This window comes from Microbacterium sp. Leaf179, from assembly GCF_001423785.1.
Classification (GTDB): Bacteria; Actinomycetota; Actinomycetes; order Actinomycetales; family Microbacteriaceae; genus Microbacterium.
In genome coordinates this window covers 254,584-272,049 of record NZ_LMPH01000004.1, presented here as the reverse complement: position 1 = coordinate 272,049, position 17,466 = coordinate 254,584, and the positions used below count along the sequence as shown (strand labels likewise).

General features: G+C 68.8%; 15 protein-coding genes. 8 read left to right on the top strand and 7 right to left on the bottom strand.

All coding sequences use genetic code 11. The features are described 5' to 3' along the window. Nucleotides 1–90: 90 nt before the first annotated feature. Nucleotides 91–1,218, top strand: coding sequence for an acyltransferase family protein (locus tag ASF96_RS14630; protein WP_055940306.1), 1,128 nt, complete (start codon nucleotides 91–93; stop codon nucleotides 1,216–1,218). Between the two features lie 699 nt (nucleotides 1,219–1,917). On the opposite strand, the gene ASF96_RS17050 is transcribed toward ASF96_RS14630, so the two are convergent. Continuing rightward, the gene (locus tag ASF96_RS17050) at nucleotides 1,918–2,124 is read right to left on the bottom strand and encodes a hypothetical protein (RefSeq protein WP_156458881.1); all 207 of its coding nucleotides are present in this window, start codon (nucleotides 2,122–2,124) and stop codon (nucleotides 1,918–1,920) included. 539 nt (nucleotides 2,125–2,663) lie between these two features. After that, complete coding sequence (glnA, locus tag ASF96_RS14620; RefSeq protein ID WP_055837159.1) at nucleotides 2,664–4,088, bottom strand: type I glutamate--ammonia ligase; 1,425 nt, start codon at nucleotides 4,086–4,088, stop codon at nucleotides 2,664–2,666. Nucleotides 4,089–4,189: 101 nt separating this feature from the next. Between glnA and ASF96_RS14615 the strand changes: the two genes are divergently transcribed. After that, nucleotides 4,190–4,648: an RDD family protein gene (locus tag ASF96_RS14615; protein WP_055837162.1), complete on the top strand. Its 459-nt coding sequence runs from the start codon at nucleotides 4,190–4,192 to the stop codon at nucleotides 4,646–4,648. Between the two features lie 44 nt (nucleotides 4,649–4,692). Here ASF96_RS14615 and ASF96_RS14610 read toward each other — a convergent pair whose 3' ends face one another. Beyond that, entirely contained in the window at nucleotides 4,693–5,403 is a 711-nt protein-coding gene (locus tag ASF96_RS14610) for a DUF4191 domain-containing protein (RefSeq protein WP_055837167.1), read from the bottom strand. A gap of 122 nt (nucleotides 5,404–5,525) precedes the next feature. Here ASF96_RS14610 and ASF96_RS14605 point away from each other — a divergent pair, with 122 nt between their 5' ends. Beyond that, complete coding sequence (locus tag ASF96_RS14605; RefSeq protein WP_055940302.1) at nucleotides 5,526–6,530, top strand: hypothetical protein; 1,005 nt, start codon at nucleotides 5,526–5,528, stop codon at nucleotides 6,528–6,530. 17 nt (nucleotides 6,531–6,547) lie between these two features. Here ASF96_RS14605 and sucB read toward each other — a convergent pair whose 3' ends face one another. From sucB to ASF96_RS14590, 3 genes are read right to left on the bottom strand one after another with little or no spacing between them, the layout of a single operon-like run. Then, a complete protein-coding gene (sucB, locus tag ASF96_RS14600; RefSeq protein ID WP_055940300.1) occupies nucleotides 6,548–8,269 on the bottom strand; it encodes a 2-oxoglutarate dehydrogenase, E2 component, dihydrolipoamide succinyltransferase in 1,722 nt (573 codons plus the stop codon). Between the two features lie 54 nt (nucleotides 8,270–8,323). Beyond that, entirely contained in the window at nucleotides 8,324–9,697 is a 1,374-nt protein-coding gene (gene lpdA, locus ASF96_RS14595) for a dihydrolipoyl dehydrogenase (RefSeq protein WP_055940298.1), read from the bottom strand. Beyond that, nucleotides 9,694–11,160 (bottom strand): leucyl aminopeptidase, encoded by a 1,467-nt coding sequence (locus ASF96_RS14590; protein ID WP_055940296.1) that lies wholly within the window; start codon nucleotides 11,158–11,160, stop codon nucleotides 9,694–9,696. Before ASF96_RS14590 ends, lpdA begins: the two co-directional genes overlap by 4 nt. Before the next feature lie 86 nt (nucleotides 11,161–11,246). Here ASF96_RS14590 and ASF96_RS14585 point away from each other — a divergent pair, with 86 nt between their 5' ends. From ASF96_RS14585 to ASF96_RS14575, 3 genes are all read left to right on the top strand, one after another. Next, nucleotides 11,247–12,173: a PAC2 family protein gene (locus tag ASF96_RS14585; RefSeq protein ID WP_055837183.1), complete on the top strand. Its 927-nt coding sequence runs from the start codon at nucleotides 11,247–11,249 to the stop codon at nucleotides 12,171–12,173. Between the two features lie 318 nt (nucleotides 12,174–12,491). Beyond that, nucleotides 12,492–13,820, top strand: coding sequence for an RNA polymerase sigma factor (locus ASF96_RS14580; RefSeq protein ID WP_055940294.1), 1,329 nt, complete (start codon nucleotides 12,492–12,494; stop codon nucleotides 13,818–13,820). Further along, nucleotides 13,817–14,515 (top strand): coenzyme F420-0:L-glutamate ligase, encoded by a 699-nt coding sequence (locus ASF96_RS14575; protein ID WP_055837189.1) that lies wholly within the window; start codon nucleotides 13,817–13,819, stop codon nucleotides 14,513–14,515. Before ASF96_RS14580 ends, ASF96_RS14575 begins: the two co-directional genes overlap by 4 nt. Before the next feature lie 137 nt (nucleotides 14,516–14,652). Here ASF96_RS14575 and ASF96_RS14570 read toward each other — a convergent pair whose 3' ends face one another. Beyond that, a complete protein-coding gene (locus tag ASF96_RS14570; protein WP_055940292.1) occupies nucleotides 14,653–15,675 on the bottom strand; it encodes a sugar-transfer associated ATP-grasp domain-containing protein in 1,023 nt (340 codons plus the stop codon). 45 nt (nucleotides 15,676–15,720) lie between these two features. Between ASF96_RS14570 and ASF96_RS14565 the strand changes: the two genes are divergently transcribed. Then, nucleotides 15,721–16,371, top strand: coding sequence for an alanine racemase C-terminal domain-containing protein (locus ASF96_RS14565; protein ID WP_055940290.1), 651 nt, complete (start codon nucleotides 15,721–15,723; stop codon nucleotides 16,369–16,371). Continuing rightward, nucleotides 16,368–17,411: an alanine racemase gene (locus ASF96_RS14560; protein ID WP_055940288.1), complete on the top strand. Its 1,044-nt coding sequence runs from the start codon at nucleotides 16,368–16,370 to the stop codon at nucleotides 17,409–17,411. The genes ASF96_RS14565 and ASF96_RS14560 overlap by 4 nt, the downstream gene beginning before the upstream one ends. Nucleotides 17,412–17,466 lie beyond the last annotated feature (55 nt).

Here is a 17,466-nt window from a genome sequence, read left to right as displayed (position 1 = left end):
GGCCAGTCTCGCCGCCGAGCGGGGAGAGGCGTGAGACCTCTCGGCGACACCGATACTGTGGATCGGTCACCCACCTCGTAGGAGCACAACATGCCTGCCGGCCCGGTCAAGAGCATTCACGGAGCCTTCGCCATTCCCTCGCTCGACGGCATCCGCTTCATCGCGGTGATGGTCGTGTTCATCGGCCACGGCCTCACCGTGAGCACCCGATGGCCCGGCAGCGTCGGCGTGACGATTTTTTTCTTCCTCAGCGGCTACCTCATCACCACCCTGCTGCGTCGGGAGTACGACAAGGCCGGGCGCATCTCGCTGGGAAAGTTCTACCTCCGCCGGGTGCTCCGCATCCTCCCGCCCACGTACATCGCTATTGCCCTCACCGGACTCGTCGGCGTGCTTGGTGTCCTCCCCTCCACGATCAACGGGTGGGGAGTCGCGGCTGAGCTGCTGCAGGTCACGAACTACTACATGGTGTGGGCTGAAGCCGTCACCGGCACCGCGCACACCGGCCTACCGCCCGAGTCGTCGATGCTGTGGTCCCTCGCCGTCGAAGAGCATTTCTATCTGATTTTCCCCGCCCTACTGATCGTCCTGCTGTGGCGGAAGCTGAGCTACAGGAAGATCGGGTGGATCCTCGTCGCCGCGTGCGCCGCCGCCCCATTGTGGCGACTGTTCCTCATGGCCGGAGATGCGAGCTTCTATCGTCTCTACGTGTCTACCGACACGCGCTTCGACGGACTCCTCGCCGGCGCTGCACTCGCACTCCTCGCGAACCCGGCGCTCGGCGACCGGGCGCCGTTCGGTATCCGCGACCGTGCGCTCCGCTACATCGCCGCACCGATCGCCGCCGTTGTCTTCATCGTCGTCGCGTTTGCCCCGCAGAGCTTTGGCCTCACTATCGGCGACAGCATCCTCTACGCCTGCCTCGTGCCCCTGTTCTGGCTCGTCATCTCGCACCCCGAAGGCATCACCGGGCGAGTCCTGAACAACCCGGTCATCGCGCACATCGGCGTCCTGTCGTTCTCGATCTATCTGCTGCACCGACTCGCGCTCGGACTCGTCGAGCTTGTCACACCCGTGCCCATCGTCGTCGACCTCATCTCCCTCGTCATCACCATCACCGCGGCGCAACTCCTTTACGTCGCTGTGGAGAAACCCCTGGGCCGTGTTCGCAAGCGGCTCGAAGGGAAGCTCCCCGCCCGCGCCCGCGCTTCCGCCTGACACGGAGAGAAGTCCCCGGGCGTCACCTCCGAGTTGGAGGGACGCCGTGTGAGATGGATGGTTGTCCGACGACGGGCGCGAGGGGCCGAGTGTCCCGGTCAAGTCGTCAGCCTTCCCGGCACTACCAGCACGCCCCGGGGCACCGCACAAGGCCCATCCGCGGAGTCCCGTGGGTTGTTACCTTGCTCGCGTGATGCAGGAAGAGGGCTTTCGACAGCGCACTCCGGCCGAGTGGCGAACTACCCACCTTTGTTGCGTCTGCGGGCATCCCGCTGTCATCGAACCGCGCACGCCTTCCCTGCTTCGGTGGCTGCTGCGCGTGCGACCACGACCCGCGGAGTGTCAGGTCGCCGAATACGATTCCTCCGGGCTTAGTCCGCTCCCCTGCGGATGCCGCTCTCCCGTCCACGGATCCTGACGGGGTCCCGCCGCAGAGGAGCGGAAGTCCTCAGGTTCAGGATTTGGCGTAGAGAACAAACAAAACGCCCCCGGCATCCCACCCCAACGAGGTGGGGGGGATTCCGGAGGCATTAGTGAATCAGGCGCGGATTACGAGCGCGCCGGGACTACCCAGGCGGACATGGGGCCCCGCTATGTCACCGAGGTGATGGACGATAAAACCTCTCCCGCTCGACGACGAAATGCCCCCAGCGTCCACCCACCTGTAGGTGATGGACGCCGGGGGCACTTTGTGTTGGGTCATTCCGCGCGACGCTGGGCCCGTGAGCCGGCCTCGCGGTGGACCTGTCCACCGCGGATGTCCGGGACATGTTCATCTCCGACAGTTGCGCCTATCAGCGTGAGGGTGCGGAGGTCGGCGCCGAAGAACAGCATCTCTCCGAGCTCGCGTTCCCGGTCCGTCAGGCCGGGGATGTTCTGCCATGTAATGGGCTTTGGATCGGGCACGATGTCGCTCTTTCCTAGCCCCCCGGGAGAGAGTCTGCGCCTCCGCACGTTGTAGCGCAAGGGCGCTGATCCGTTACCCGAACCGACCGGCAGAACGCAACAGCGCGTGAAGCGCGCACCGGTGCCCTGAGGCGACCTATGTGATTTTCACGCCCCGCACCAGCATGGCGGTCGGACACCGAGACGCTGACAAAGACGAAACGCCCACGGCATCACCTCCGAAGAGAGGGCGCCGGGGCGTTCCACCATTCCAGCAAGGGGAGCGGCTGATCATTCGCGTGCTGTGAGCCAGCTGATCGCCGCGGGACTCGACTTCAAGGTCGTGCAAACCCGGATGCGGCACGCCTCCCCGGTGATCACCCTGCGGACCTACGCCCACCGTTGACCGGACACAGACGACACCTCCCGCGCCGCGGTAGTGGACGTTCCGAACGCACGAAAGAGCCCCCCGGGTGCGGACCCGGAGGGCTCTTCGTCAGATTCTGCGGACTAAACGCGGACCGGAGGCCCGTCCTGTCCCGGAATCCCGGTGCGGGCGATCAAACCCCGAAGTACAGCTCGTACTCGAAGGGGTGCGGACGCTGGGCCATCGGCTGGATCTCGTTCTCGATCTTGTACTCGATCCAGGTCTCGATGAGCTCCTCGGTGAAGACGCCACCGGCGAGCAGGAACTCGTGGTCGGCACGGAGGGCCTCGAGCGAGTCGAGCAGCGAGTTCGGAACCTGCGGGATGTTCTTCGCCTCTTCGGCGGGAAGCTCGTACAGGTCCTTGTCGACGGGCTCGTGCGGTTCGATGCGGTTCTTGATGCCGTCGAGGCCCGCCATGAGCTGCGCCGCGAAGGCGAGGTACGGGTTGCCCGAGGCGTCGGGCGCACGGAACTCGATGCGCTTGGCCTTGGGGTTGGTGCCCGTGATCGGGATGCGGATGGCCGCGGAGCGGTTACCGGCCGAGTACACCAGGTTGACCGGCGCCTCGAAGCCCTTCACCAGACGGTGGTAGCTGTTGAGGGTCGGGTTGGTGAACGCGAGCACCGCGGGGGCGTGCGCCAGCAGACCGCCGATGTACCAACGAGCCACGTCGGACAGGCCGCCGTAGCCGGCCTCGTCGTAGAACAGCGGCTTGCCGTCGAGCCAGAGCGACTGGTGCGTGTGCATGCCCGAGCCGTTGTCGCCGAACAGCGGCTTCGGCATGAAGGTGGCGACCTTGCCCCACTCTTCGGCGGTGTTCTTGACGATGTACTTGAACTTCAGGATGTCGTCGGCGGAGTGGACCATCGTGTCGAAGCGATAGTTGATCTCCTGCTGACCGCCCGTGCCGACCTCGTGGTGCGAGCGCTCGAGCACGAAGCCCGCGTCGATCAGCTTGAGGGTGATGTCATCGCGCAGATCGGCGGTCTTGTCGACCGGCGAAACCGGGAAGTAGCCGCCCTTGTACGGGGTCTTGTTGGCGAGGTTGCCGCCCTCTTCGACGCGACCGGTGTTCCAGGCGCCTTCCTCGGAGTCCACCGAGTAGAAGCTCGAGTTCTGCTTCACCTCGAAGCGGACGTCGTCGAAGATGTAGAACTCGGCCTCGGGGGCGAAGAACGCGGTGTCGGCGATGCCGGTGGAGGCGAGGTACTTCTCGGCCTTCTTGGCGACCTGACGGGGGTCCTTGCCGTAGATCTCGCCGTTACGCGGGTTGTAGATGTCGAAGACCATGATGAGGGTCTTCGCCTCGCGGAACGGGTCGAGGTATGCCGTCGTCACGTCCGGGATGAGCTGCATGTCGGACTCGTGGATGTTCGCGAACCCGCGGATCGACGAGCCATCGAACAGCTGTCCGACGGTGAAGAACTCCTCGTCGACGGTCGAGGCGGGGATGTTGAAGTGCTGCTGCACACCAGGAAGATCCGTGAAACGGATGTCGAGGAACTTGACGTCCTCGTCCTGGATGAAGGTGAGCACCTCGGACGAATCTTTGAACATGAAGACTCCAGAGGTAGAACATTCGGGATCGGCGGGCTTCGCCCAGCCTCCTCGACCATACCCAGAACCGGTGTCCCGGTCATATCTCGCATGTTTCGAGCATGTTACGCGGTGCCGATTACGCTGGGTCCGTGAGCGTCCCTGCCGAGAACGACTATCCGGGCCAGCGGCTCGGCCTTCCCCGCGAGGGTCGCGGTTCGATCGCCCGTCCGGGGCGCCGGATCGCGGCGCTGCTGATCGATGTGGCCACCGCGGGGCTGATCGGATTCGCCTTCTTCTCGACGCCCGATGCCGTCACCGGCGTCCCGTTCGCGAACCCGGTCGCGTCGAACCTCATCTTCTTCGTCGCGCAGATCCTCTTCATCCCGCTGATCGGCGGCAGCCCCGGGCACCGACTCCTGGGAATGCGTCTGGAATTGGCATCCGGGGGATGGGTGGGCCTCTGGCGCCCGATCGTGCGCACGGTGCTGCTGGCGCTGATCATCCCGGCCGTCGTGTGGGATTCCGACCAGCGCGGCCTGCACGACAAGGCCGTCGGCACGATCCTCGTCCGCAGCTGACATGAGAAAGGCCCCCGCCGTGGCGGGGGCCTTTCTCATGAGGGTCAGCGCGGACGCGGGGAGCGCATCTTCGTCGGGTCGACACCCTTCGGGATCGGAAGCGACGTCAGTCCCGGCGAGACCGACGAGATGCGCTTGATGACGGCCGCCATCGTGGCGCGGTCGACCTTCTTGGGCAGACCCTTGATGGCGGAGGCGAGCTTGGCGATCTCGACCTCGTCTTCACCGTGTCCGACGTAGAACACCGTCACGGGAACGCCGGAGGCGACGCGCTGCACACGGCCGCGCTCCTCGCCGACCAGGCGCGTGAGGCGGCTGCGCGCACCCTCACCGATGAGAACCACTCCGCCGCGTCCCACGGCGCGGTAGAGCGCCTCCTGGGTGCGGGGGTTCACGCCGACCGGGGTGTCCGAGGCCTGCCAGTGGCGTCCGAGCGACGACGACAGCACGTGACCGGTGGCACCGGGCATGCCGTCGATCTTCTTGTACATGGCCGTCGTCGACAGGCGGGTCATCGTGATCATGGATGCCAGGACGCCGGCGAGCAGACCGGTGAAGCCCCACAGGATGACACTCCACACCGCGAGCGGCGGGATGAGGAATCCGATGACGACGCCGAGGGCGATGCCCACCAGAACGATGCCGGCCAGCAGGAACGGCAGCCAGCGGTACTCCTTCTGCGTGAAGGTGTACAGGGTGCGGAGCTGCGAGAAGAATCCCGGACGCTTCTCGGGCGTGGAAGTGCGAGCGGCCATAGGAACGATCTTATCTTCGCCTTCGGCTCGCCCTTCCTCCCCAGGGGCCTGATTCGTCGGATCGTCCCCGATTCGGCGTTCTTCCTGCTCCCCGCGCCCGCCTGGTCGAGCACCATCGGGGCATGAGCAGCTCCGCCGCATCCGTCCTCGTCGAACCGTTCGGCGCCTACCTGCAGCGGCGCGCCCGCAGCTCCGTCGACGTCTCGCCGGGTGAGGCGGTCACCGCCGCCGTGGGACTTCTCCGCGGATGCCGCCGGGTGGAGCCCCCCGCGCACCTCGTGCGGTGGTGGCTGAGCGCCACCGGGCGGCCCTCGGCGGTCTTCGACGACGGCGGAGCCGACCCGATCGCCGCCACGGCCGAGAGCCTGTCCGAGCTGGCTGCGGTGATCCCCGACGCCCCGACTCGTCGGCTCGTGCAGTCCGCTCGCGAGAGCGTGCTGACCCGACCGCCCCGCGAGTGGGAGGCGCTGGAACGACGACTATTCCGCCACGCGTCGCCGCTCCCGCTGATCCTGGGCCCTCTGGCTCCCGTGGACCGGCCCGCAGAGGCCGTGACCACACTCCCGACGAAGGCCGGAGGCATTGTCGCCCTCGTCGACGCCGACCTCTCGGATGCCGTGTGGGCGGCCGTACGCGATCTCGCGCAACGCTGGAGAGCCTCGCGGCCCCTGCGTCTCACGGTCGTGGGGGTGTGCGCCGCGGCGCTGGTCCTCGGCGTCTCCATGCTGATGCCCTCCGGAGACGGCGGATCGGGATCGACCTCCGTCGTCCCCGGCGCCGCCGTCAGCGCCGCCGCGACACCCGCCGGGGCCGCTGCGCCCACCGTCGATCCCCGCGTACCCCTGTCGGACGACGTGGCAGAGAACGCCCGCATCACCCTTGAGCGAGTGGCGCAGTGTCAGGCCGACACGGACTGCGAGAGCGAGACGTGGGAGCACGGCAGCCCGCGGGGCGACGCGCTGATCCCCGTGACGGACGCGACCGCCGTGCAGATGGTGGACGACTTCGGAGGGGTGAGCGTCGTGCGCGTCTCCGACAGCAGCAGCGCCCAGTACGTCACCCTCGTGCGCAGAACTGACAGATGGCTGGTCCGGACCGTCAAGACGATCACGGACCAGCCATCATGAGCTGGTGTTCAGCGGTGTCAGATGCCGAGGTCGCCCTCGAACTGCGCAGCCTCGAGGCGCGCCTTGACGGCGCCGAGGAAGCGGGCGGCGTCGGCACCGTCGATGATGCGGTGGTCGTACGACAGCGCGAGGTAGACGTAGGAGCGCACCGCGAAGGCGTCCTTGCCGTCGACCGACACCACGCCGGGCTTCTTCACGACGGCACCGAGGCCGAGGATCGCCGACTGCGGCAGGAACACGATGGGCGTGTCGAACAGCGCCCCACGCGAACCGGTGTTGGTCAGCGTGAACGTGCCGCCGGCGAGCTCGTCGGGCTTCAGCTTGTTGTCGCGCGTGCGGGCAGCCAGGTCTGCGATCTCGCGAGCGAGCTCGGCGATGTTCTTCTCACCGGCGTCCTTGATGACGGGCGTGAGCAGTCCGCGCTCGGTGTCGACCGCGATCGACACGTTCTCGTGCGCCGGGTAGACGATCTCGTCGCCCTCGACGGTGGAATTGATGATCGGGAACGCCTTGAGCGCCTCGACCGCAGCGATCGCGAAGAACGGCAGGAACGACAGCTTGTCTCCCGTCTTCTGCTGGAACTCGCCCTTCATGCGGTCGCGGAGCGACGACAGCTTGGTGACGTCCACCTCGACCACGGTCGTGAGCTGCGCGGTCGCCTGCATCGACGCCACGGCACGCTCGGCGATGACCTTGCGCAGACGCGACATCTTCTGGGTGGTTCCACGCAGCGGCGAGGCCTCGACGGGAGCCGGAGCGGCAGAAGGCGCGGCGGCGGGAGCTGCCGCGGGAGCGGCCTTGGCTGCCTCGGCAGCCTTGAGGACGTCTTCCTTGCGGATTCGTCCACCGACACCGCTGCCCTTGACCGAGGTCAGGTCGACGCCCTGCTGCTGAGCGAGGCGCCGCACGAGCGGCGTCACGTACGTGACGTCGTCGTTCGACGAGGCCGAGGCCTGCGGGGCAGGCTTCTCCGCGGCCGGAGCGGGCTTCTCGGCCGGCTTCTCCGCGGCGGGAGCGGGTTTCTCGGGCGCGGCGGGAGCCGGCTGCTCGGCGGGCTTCTCTTCGGCGGCGGGCTTCTCTTCGGCAGCGGGCTGCGCGGGGGCCTCGGGCTCCGCGGCCGGGGCGGCGCCGCTGCCGATGCGGGCGAGCGCCGCGCCGACGTTCACCGTCTCGTCTTCCTGCACCAGGATCTCCTGCAGCGTGCCGGCGACGGGGGAGGGGATCTCGGTGTCGACCTTGTCGGTCGAGATCTCGAGCAGCGGCTCGTCGACGGCGACGTCATCGCCGACCGCCTTCAGCCAACGGGTGACGGTGCCCTCGGTGACGCTCTCACCCAGTTCGGGGAGCTTCACCTCGGTGGAGTCTGCGGATGCGGCGGGCGCCGCCTCTGCGGCGGGCTGCTCGGCGGCGGGTGCCGCGGCCGGGGCGGCCTCTTCGACGGGGGCCTGCTCAGGCTCGGCGGGGGCGGCCTCGGGAGCGTCGTCCGACGATGCGGAGCCGGAACCGTCGCCGATCTTGGCGAGGATGGCGCCGACCTCGACGGTCTCGTCTTCCTGGACCAGGATCTCCTCGATGACGCCCGAGACGGGCGACGGGATCTCGGTGTCGACCTTGTCGGTCGAGATCTCCAGCAGACCCTCGTCCTCCTGGACGGTGTCACCGACCTGCTTGAGCCAGCGGGTGACCGTTCCCTCGGTGACGCTCTCGCCGAGAGCGGGGAGGACGACGGAAGTGCTCATGGATATGTCTCCTTCGTACCGGATGCGGTACCTAGCTTAGTGACCGGTTTGTGGTCAGAGTGCGTGCAGGGGCTTGCCGGCGAGGGCCAGGAAGGCCTCGCCGAGCGCCTCGCTCTGGGTGGGGTGGGCGTGGATGAACGGTGCGATGTCTTCGGGATGCGCTTCCCAGCCGACGGCGAGCTGCGCTTCGGAGATCAATTCACCGACGCGGTCGCCCACCAGATGGGCGCCGACGACGGGCCCGTCCACGCGTCGGACGATCTTGACGATGCCCGACGTGCCGATGATCTCACTGCGCCCGTTGCCCGCGAGGTTGTACTCGTAGGCACGGACGGCCTCGGATCCGTAACGATCCTGCGCCTGCGCTTCGGTGAGGCCGACCGAGGCCACCTCGGGGTGCGAATAGGCGACCCGCGGCACGTCGACGTCGGGGACGAGAACCGGCGAGAGGCCCGCGATCTCCTCCGCGACGAAGATGCCCTGCTGGAACCCGCGATGGGCCAGCTGGAGGCCGGGGACGATGTCGCCGACCGCCCACACGTGCGCAGCCGCCGTGCGAAGGCGCTCATCGGTCGTGACGAACCCGCGGTCCAGCACGACGCCGGCCTCTTCGTAGCCGAGGCCCGCCGTGACGGGGCCGCGCCCCACGGCGACGAGCACGTAGTCCGCAACGAGGTCGGAACCGTCGTCGAGCGTGACGGTGACCGCGTCGGAGGTCGAGGCGAGCGAGGTGAAACGCCGACCGAGCTGGAAGGCGATGCCGCGTTTGCGGAACGCGCGCTCCAGGGCTTTGCTCGAGGCCACGTCTTCAGCGGGGAGCAGGTGATCGAACGCCTCGACGATCGTCACCTCGACGCCGAACGAGCGCCACACGCTCGCGAACTCGACGCCGATGACGCCCCCGCCGAGCACGACGACCCGCTCGGGGATCACGTCGAGGTCGAGAGCCTGCTCGCTCGTGAGCACGCGTCCGCCGATCTCGAGCCCCGGCAGGCTTCGGCTGTACGAGCCCGTTGCGAGAATGACATCGGTTCCGTGGTAAACGTCGTCGCCGACGCGAACGGCCGGACCCTCGACGAGCGTGCCCTCGCCGTGGACGACCCGGATCCCGCGCGCCGAGATGAGCCCCTCGAGGCCCTTGAACTTCTTCGCGACGATGCCCTCGCGATAGGCGCGCACGCGCAGCGGATCGATGCCCGCGAGGGTGACGTCGACACCGATGGATGCCGCGCCGCGTGCCGCGTCGGCGACCTCGGCGGCGTGCAGGAGCGCCTTCGTCGGAATGCACCCGCGGTGCAGGCACGTTCCGCCGAGCTTGTCCTTCTCGACGAGCACGACGTCCTTGCCGAGCTCGGCGAGGCGCAGGGCCGCGGCGTAACCGCCACTGCCTCCGCCCAGCACGACGACGTCGGCGGTGACCTCGGTCATCGTGCGGCGTCCGAGGCGAGCATCTCGACCAGCGAGCGGACCGTGGCGCCCGTGACGCCCTTGTCGGTGAACCCGAACGGCGCCGACTTGTTCATGCCCACACCGGCGATGTCGAGGTGCACCCACGGGATGCGGGCGGCGTCGGCGGCGTCCGAGACGCGACCGACGAAGTGCCGCAAGAAGAGGCCGGCGAACAGCGATCCACCGGCGGGATCGCCGATCTTCGCGTTCTGCAGATCGGCGATAGGGGAGTCCAGGTCGTCGACCATGTGGTCGGGCAGCGGAAGCTGCCACGCGAGCTCGGCGACACGGCCTGCGGCGGCGAGGTACGTGGCCACGGCCTCGTCGTCGCCCATCACGCCGGTGTGCCGGTTGCCGAGGGCCACGGTGATGGCCCCCGTCAGGGTCGCGACGTCGACGATGAGATCGGGGTTCTCGCGGCTGGCAGCAGCCAGACCGTCGGCGAGGACCAGACGGCCCTCGGCGTCGGTGTTCAGCACCTCGACCGTCGTGCCGTCGAGAGTGCGCAGCACGTCACCGGGGCGGATCGCGCGACCCGACGGCATGTTGTCGGCGATGCACAGCCACGCACTCACGCGGACGGGCAGCTGCATCTCGGCCGCGGCCTTGAGGACGGCCAGAACGGTCGCCGCTCCGCACATGTCGTACTTCATGCCGACCATCGAGGCCGGGGGCTTCAGCGACAGTCCACCGGTGTCGAAGGTGATCCCCTTGCCGACGAGCGCGACATGACGCTCGGCGCCGGCGGGGGAGTAATCGAGGCGCACCATGCGCGGCGGCCGGTCGGAACCCTGTCCGACGCCCAGGATGCCGCCGAAGCCGCCCTCGCGCAGGGCCACCTCGTCGAGCACCTCGACCTCGACTGGGAGGCCGGCAACGGCCTCGACGGCGGCGTCCGCGAAGTCGGCGGGCCCGAGCCATTCGGCCGGCGTGGTGACCAGGTCTTTGACCAGCGCCACGGCGCCGGAGATGGCGGACACCGCGGCCGTGTCGACCTCGGAGGGAGCCTCGGCGGTCGAGACCGTCACGCGCGAGGCGCGGGGCTTCGGCGCCTTCTTCTTGTACGCGGCGAACCGGTAACCGCCGAGCGCCGCACCCTCGGCGAGGGCCCGCCAGGGCGCCGGCACCAGCGAGGCGACCGCGACGTGTTCGAAGCCCGTGAGCTGACGAAGGCCCGTGCCGGCCGCGTCGCGGAGTGCAGCGGCATCCGGCGTGGCACCGGCGCCGACGACCGCGACCGGCGTCGTCACACCGGGGACGTGCACGCGCTGGAACGATCCGACGGCGCCGGTGAAACCCACGGCCGAGAGAGCGGCACCGAGGCCGTCCCACCCGTCGGGATCGGGGGATCCCTCCGAAACGGTGGCGGCGATCAGCAGAATCGCGTCGGAGGGGATGTCACGGACGGGGGCGTCGGTATGCGCCACGGAGGGAAAGGGCATGGGCTCCATCCTAGGTTCGCGCGTGTTCGCTAGCAGCGGGACGCTCCGTCGCCCGGCGCATCCGAGACGGCTCGTAGAGTGGATCCATGCCCCACATCGCCCCGCTGTACGACCGCGCCCCCGCCGCGCCGCCCGTGCCGTCGGGCCTGCCGCTGGTGATCGCCCTGACCGGCTTCACCGACGCCGGCGGGGCCGTGACCCGGCTCGTCGAGTACTTCCGCGCCGACCTCGAGCCCAACCCGCTCTACGTCTTCGACAACGACATGCTGCTCGATTACCGTGCGCGGCGCCCCCTCATCACCTTCGTCGAGGACCACCTCACCGACTACCGCCCGTCGAAGCTCGAGCTGTCGCTGGCCCACGACTCGCTGGGGCACCCGTTCCTGCTGCTGGCCGGATACGAGCCCGACTTCCTCTGGGAGTCGTTCTCCGAGACGATCCTCGAGCTCTCCGCCGGGCTCCAGGTCTCGTCGATCACCTGGGTGCACGCCATCCCCATGCCGGTTCCGCACACGCGCCCGATCGGCACGACGGTCAGCGGCACCCGCTCAGACCTGGCCGAGGCGCACTCGGTCTGGCGTCCGCACACCCAGGTTCCCTCGACCGTCGGTCACCTGCTCGAATTCCGCTTCGCCGAGGCCGGCGCCAAGGTCGCCGGCTTCGCCCTTCTGGTTCCGCACTACCTCGGCGACACCGAGTACCCCGCGGCAGCCCTCGCGGCCCTCGACAGCCTGACGGTCGCGACCGGGCTCGTCTTCTCGGGAGAGGTGCTGCGCGAAGAGAACCGCGAGTTCCTCGGCAAGGTCTCCGAACAGGTCGAGGGGAGCGACGAGCTCACCCGCATGCTCGAGAACCTCGAAGAGCGCTACGACGCCTACATGGCCGGATCGACGTCGGCCACGCCGATCATCCACACCGGCGATCTGCCGAGCGCCGACGAGTTGGCGGCCGAGCTCGAGAGATTCTTGGCCACCCGCCCCGGAGACGACGACCGCCGGGGTCGCCTGGGCTGACCCGCCGACGCCGTCGTCCAGGCGGCGCCGCAGCCTCCGGCCAGCGGTTGGGTTCCCTGACGATCGCCGCGTCGCCGGTCCGTACGCGCCCACGACCGGGCACCCGGGGAATGATCGCCGCGTGCGTGGCGTTGTCAACGCATAGATCCCCGGCCCACGTCAAGTCCCGGGCGGGGGATGTGAGACAATGAAGAACCTGACCCGTTGTCAACCGGACCAGGAGCCCCCGCTCCTCGGTTCGGGACTTGACAAGGGTCTTACTAGTGTCCGAGAACGACCGGCGGCCGTGCAGCGTACGTTCCCGGTGAAAGGCGAAACGTGGCAGTCACGACGACCAAGACCCGCTCCAAGAGTGTGAAGGACGCCGAGCTCGCGAACTCCGAGGAGACCGTGACGGCGTCGACGACGACGACCGCGAAGAAGGCTCCCGCCAAGAAGGCCCCCGCCAAGGCCAAGGCGACGCCCGCGAAGGCCAAGACCAAGGCGAAGAAGGACGACGACCTCGAAGAAGACGAAGAGGTCGAAGACGAGGGCGATGTCGAGGTCGAGGTCGACGACAGCGACGACACCGACACCGACGCGGCCAAGACCGCGACGAAGAAGTCCGACGACGACACCGACGACGACGACGAGAGCCCGAAGGCTCCCGCCGAAGCGCTGCCGACCGGCGCCATCGTCATCTCGTCGAGCGACGAAGACGACGTCCCCGTCTACTCCGCGCAGATCACCGGCGCCACCGCCGACCCCGTCAAGGACTACCTGAAGCAGATCGGTAAAGTCCCATTGCTGAACGCGGCCGAAGAGGTCGAGCTCGCGATGCGCATCGAGGCGGGTCTCTTCGCCGAAGAGAAGCTGTCGAACATGTCGGCCGCCGAGAAGACCAACCAGGTCGGACTCGACCTGCAGTGGGTCGCTCGTGACGGTCAGCGCGCCAAGAGCCACCTGCTGGGCGCCAACCTGCGCCTGGTCGTGTCGCTCGCCAAGCGCTACACCGGTCGCGGCATGCAGTTCCTCGACCTCATCCAGGAGGGCAACCTGGGCCTGATCCGTGCGGTCGAGAAGTTCGACTACACCAAGGGCTTCAAGTTCTCGACCTACGCCACCTGGTGGATCCGTCAGGCCATCACGCGCGCCATGGCCGACCAGGCCCGCACCATCCGCATCCCGGTGCACATGGTCGAGGTCATCAACAAGCTCGCGCGTGTTCAGCGGCAGATGCTGCAGGACCTCGGTCGCGAACCCACGCCCGAAGAACTCAGCCGTGAGCTCGACATGACCCCCGAGAAGGTCATCGAGGTGCAGAAGTACGGCCGCGAGCCGATCTCGCTGCACACGCCCCTGGGTGAAGACGGCGACAGCGAGTTCGGTGACCTCATCGAGGACACCGAGGCCGTCGTCCCCGCCGACGCCGTGGGCTTCACCATGCTGCAGCGTCAGCTCGAGTCCCTCCTCGACTCGCTCAGCGAGCGTGAAGCGGGTGTCATCCGCATGCGCTTCGGCCTCGGCGACGGTCAGCCCAAGACGCTCGACCAGATCGGCGACACGTTCGGCGTCACGCGCGAGCGCATCCGCCAGATCGAGTCGAAGACGATGGCCAAGCTGCGTCACCCGAGCCGCTCGCAGTCGCTGCGGGACTACCTCGAATGAGCGGCGAGGCCAACGCCGGCAAGGCGCTCACCGTCACCGTCGAGGGCACCTCGTACGCCCGTATCCCGATCCGCACGCGGGTCGTCATGCCGGGAGACGACCTCGACGCCTTCGTCCTGGAGTACGCGAAGGATGCCGTGCAGCCGGGCGACCTGCTGTTCGTCACCGAGAAGATCGTCGCGATCACGCAGGGCCGGTCGTACAAGCTCGACACGATCACGCCGCGCAAGCTCGCGCTGTTCCTGTCGAAGTACGTTACTCGCACGCCCTACGGCATCGGTCTCGGCATGCCCGAGACCATGGAGATGGCGCTGCGCGAGTGCGGCACCCCGCGCATCCTGTTCGCCGCGGCCGTCTCGGCCGTGACCAAGGCGTTCGGTCGGAAGGGCGATTTCTACCGCATCGCCGGCGACAAGGCCCGCGCGATCGACGGCCCCACCAAGGGAACGATTCCGCCGTACAACCAGGCCGTGGTCCTCGGTCCGGAGCGCCCGCGCGAGGTGGCCGCTCACCTGAAGTCGCTGCTCGGCGTCGACCTGCAGGTCGCCGTGGTCGACATCAACGACCTGGGGGGCAACATCCTCGGCTCGACGATGGACAAGGCCGGCGAGAAGCGTCTCGTCGCGATCCTCAAGGACAATCCGCTGGGTCAGGGACACGAGTCCACGCCGCTCGGCATCGTGCGCCACAGCTGACACCACCCGTCGAAAGCCCGCTCCGGTCTCGGAGCGGGCTTTTCGTCGTCCGTGCGGGCAGCACCTCGCGCGTAACCGGCGCGATCACACGCCGAAGGCCCGCCCCCTACGGGAGCGGGCCTTCTCGACGTCCTGCGTCAGAAACCGATCGCGGCGCGGTAGCGCGGCTTGTGCCCGGTGCGGATCCCGGTGACGCTCGGCTTGTTCTCGTACACGCCGGCACCCCAGTTGCCCTCGACGAGCACGGGACCGTCGGGACCGACGACGATGTCCCAGCCCACGTACTGCACCTGCGGCACGACGCGTGCGACCTGATCGACGAACGCCTTCACCTCGTCGATCATCGGCAGCTGGAAGTCGGCGATACGGGCACCCGAGTCGGGGTGCAGTTCGTGCACGTGCCCGTGCGAGTCGTAGCCGGCACCGAGCGCGTGGCCGTTCTCGTCCAGCATCGTGTAGAAGCCGCCGAAGGTCATCTGGTCACTCACGGCCCCCCGGCCGAACTTCTGCGCCATCGCGAGGATGTGCGTGGTCGAGCCGTCGAAGAACGCCGTGACCCGGGTGGTGTTCACCGTGCCGGGGCAGACCGCGGCGAGATCGTCGTGCTGGCGGATGACCTCTTCGACGAGGATCTCCCCGCGCTCGAGCAGGCCCCGGTGAAAGGCGCTCCAGTCCTCGACCTCGGCCGCGTGATAGCGGTGCACGCCGGTACCGGCCTGGCCGACCGGCTCCTTGGTGACGATGGTGCCCAGTCGCTCGGTGAACGACTTCAGGGCGTCGGCGTTGTCGGCATCCACGACCATCCACTCACGGCGCAGAAAATCGCTGAACCGACGGTCGAACTCGACCTTGTCCTGGAAGATCCCGCGGTAGTCGGGGTGGTCGTATTTCTGCGAGATCTGATTCGACACGGGGTGCGTCATGTACGTCTCGCGCTCGGCGGGCGTCAGGATCGCGAAGTCGTAATCGATGTAGTCCTGGAAGCCGACGTTCTTCACACCGGCCTGGAAGAGCATGTCGGCGACCACGAGCGGCAGCGACTTGCCGTGCTGCTCCGCGGCTTCTTTGGCACGCTCGACCACCGAGCCGACGTCGATGCGGCGGGCGCGTCCGGCGAGGTAGCGGAGGCGGGTGACGGGGGAGAAGCCCTGGGTAGGCATGCACGCTCCGGGATCGGGGGAGAAGGACCCCGTTAGTCTAGATGTGTGACCTCCACGCTCCCTGCCCGCACGCCCGCGGCCGGGGGAGTCGCGCCCGTGGCCCTCGTATCGGAGTCCGCTCTGCGCGCCAACGCGCCCCTCGCTCTCGCGGCCGGTGCGGCTTCCGGCGCCGACGACGTCCTCACGGCCGACGGCTGGGGGCATGGCGCGGCGTGGGTGGCATCCGTGCTGTCCGATCTCGACATGGATGCCGCCGCCCTCGACGCCGCGATCCTGTTCGGCCTTCCCGGCTCGCACGCGCGCCCGGTGCTGTCGCTGCGCGGACGATCCCTCGGCTCCAAGCCCCTGTTGCGCGGGGAGGGCGTCTCGTACGGGTACACGCACCGCGCCCCCCACGACACGGTCATCGCTCTGGTCACCGGCGGCTACGCCCAGGGCGTCGTGCGCTCGCTCGGCAACGCGGTGACCGTCGCCATCGACGGGCGCCGTCACCGCATCGTCGGCCGCGTCGCCATGGACGTCTGCGTCGTCGACGTCGAAGACGCGCCCGTCGCCCGGGGGGCCGAGGTGGTCTTCTTCGGCGACCCGGCCGACGGCCACCCGTCGCTCGCGGAGTGGACGGACGCCACCGGCCTCACCGCCGCGGAGATCGTCGCGATCGTCGGCGCCCGGGCAGACCGCAGGGTGGCCGCGTGAGTGCCGTCTACCGCGTCGACCTCGACGCCTTCGCCCGCAACCTGCGCCGCGTGCGCGAGGCCGTCGCCCCCGCCGTCCCCATGCTCGTCGTGAAGGACGATGCCTACGCCCACGGGCTCGACCGGATCGTGCGGCGCGCGGGCGAGGAGGGCGTCCGCTGGTTCGGTGCGTTCGACGTCGTCACCGGCGCCGCGGTGCGCGCGATCGCAGGCCCGGACGCGCGCATCTTCGTCTGGCTCATCGGTGGGGCCGACGACCTGGCCGCGGGCATCGCGGCCGACCTCGACCTCGGCCTCGGCGACGAGGCCCTGCTCGACGACCTCGCGCGTCTTGCGGCGGACCGCCCGGCGCGCGTGCACCTCAAGATCGACACGGGGCTGCATCGCAACGGCATCCGACCCGAGCGGTGGCAGGGAGCCCTCGCACGCACCGCCGCGCTGGTCGATTCCGGACGCGCCGTGCTCGAGGGGATCTGGTCGCACATCTCCGAGGCCTCGGATGCCGACGACGACGACGCCCGTGCCCTGTTCCTCGCCGCGCGCGATCAGGCGCGCTCCGTCGGCCTCGACCCGCGCTTCTCGCACCTCGCCGCCAGCGCGGCCGGATTCGCACGCGGGGAGTTCCGCGAAGACCTCGTGCGGGTGGGGGCGTTCTCGTACGGCATCCGTCCCGCCGGCGGCCCGAGCGAGACGGACCTCGGTATCGAGCCCATCGCCCGTCTCACGGCGACCGTGACGACCGTCGACACGGCGGGCGTCCACCTCGACGTCGGCAGCCTGCACGGCCTTCCCTGCACCCTGGCCGCCCGCTTCGACGTCGACACCCCCGGGGGCCCCCGCCGGGTCGAGGCGATCCGCGCGACCGAGACCGTCCTCGCGCCGTGGGATGACGCGGCACCCGGCGACGAGATCGTGATCTTCGGTCGGGGAGCCCGCAGCAGCGCGACCGACCTCGCCGAGCTCATCGACACGATCGGCGAAGAGATCGCCCTCCGCGTCTCGCCGAGCCTTCCCCGGGTCTACGACGCCGACGGGCGCTGAACTCGCGACCGACGCCAGGGACCGCGAACGCGAAACGGGCCCCGTCCCACTCCCG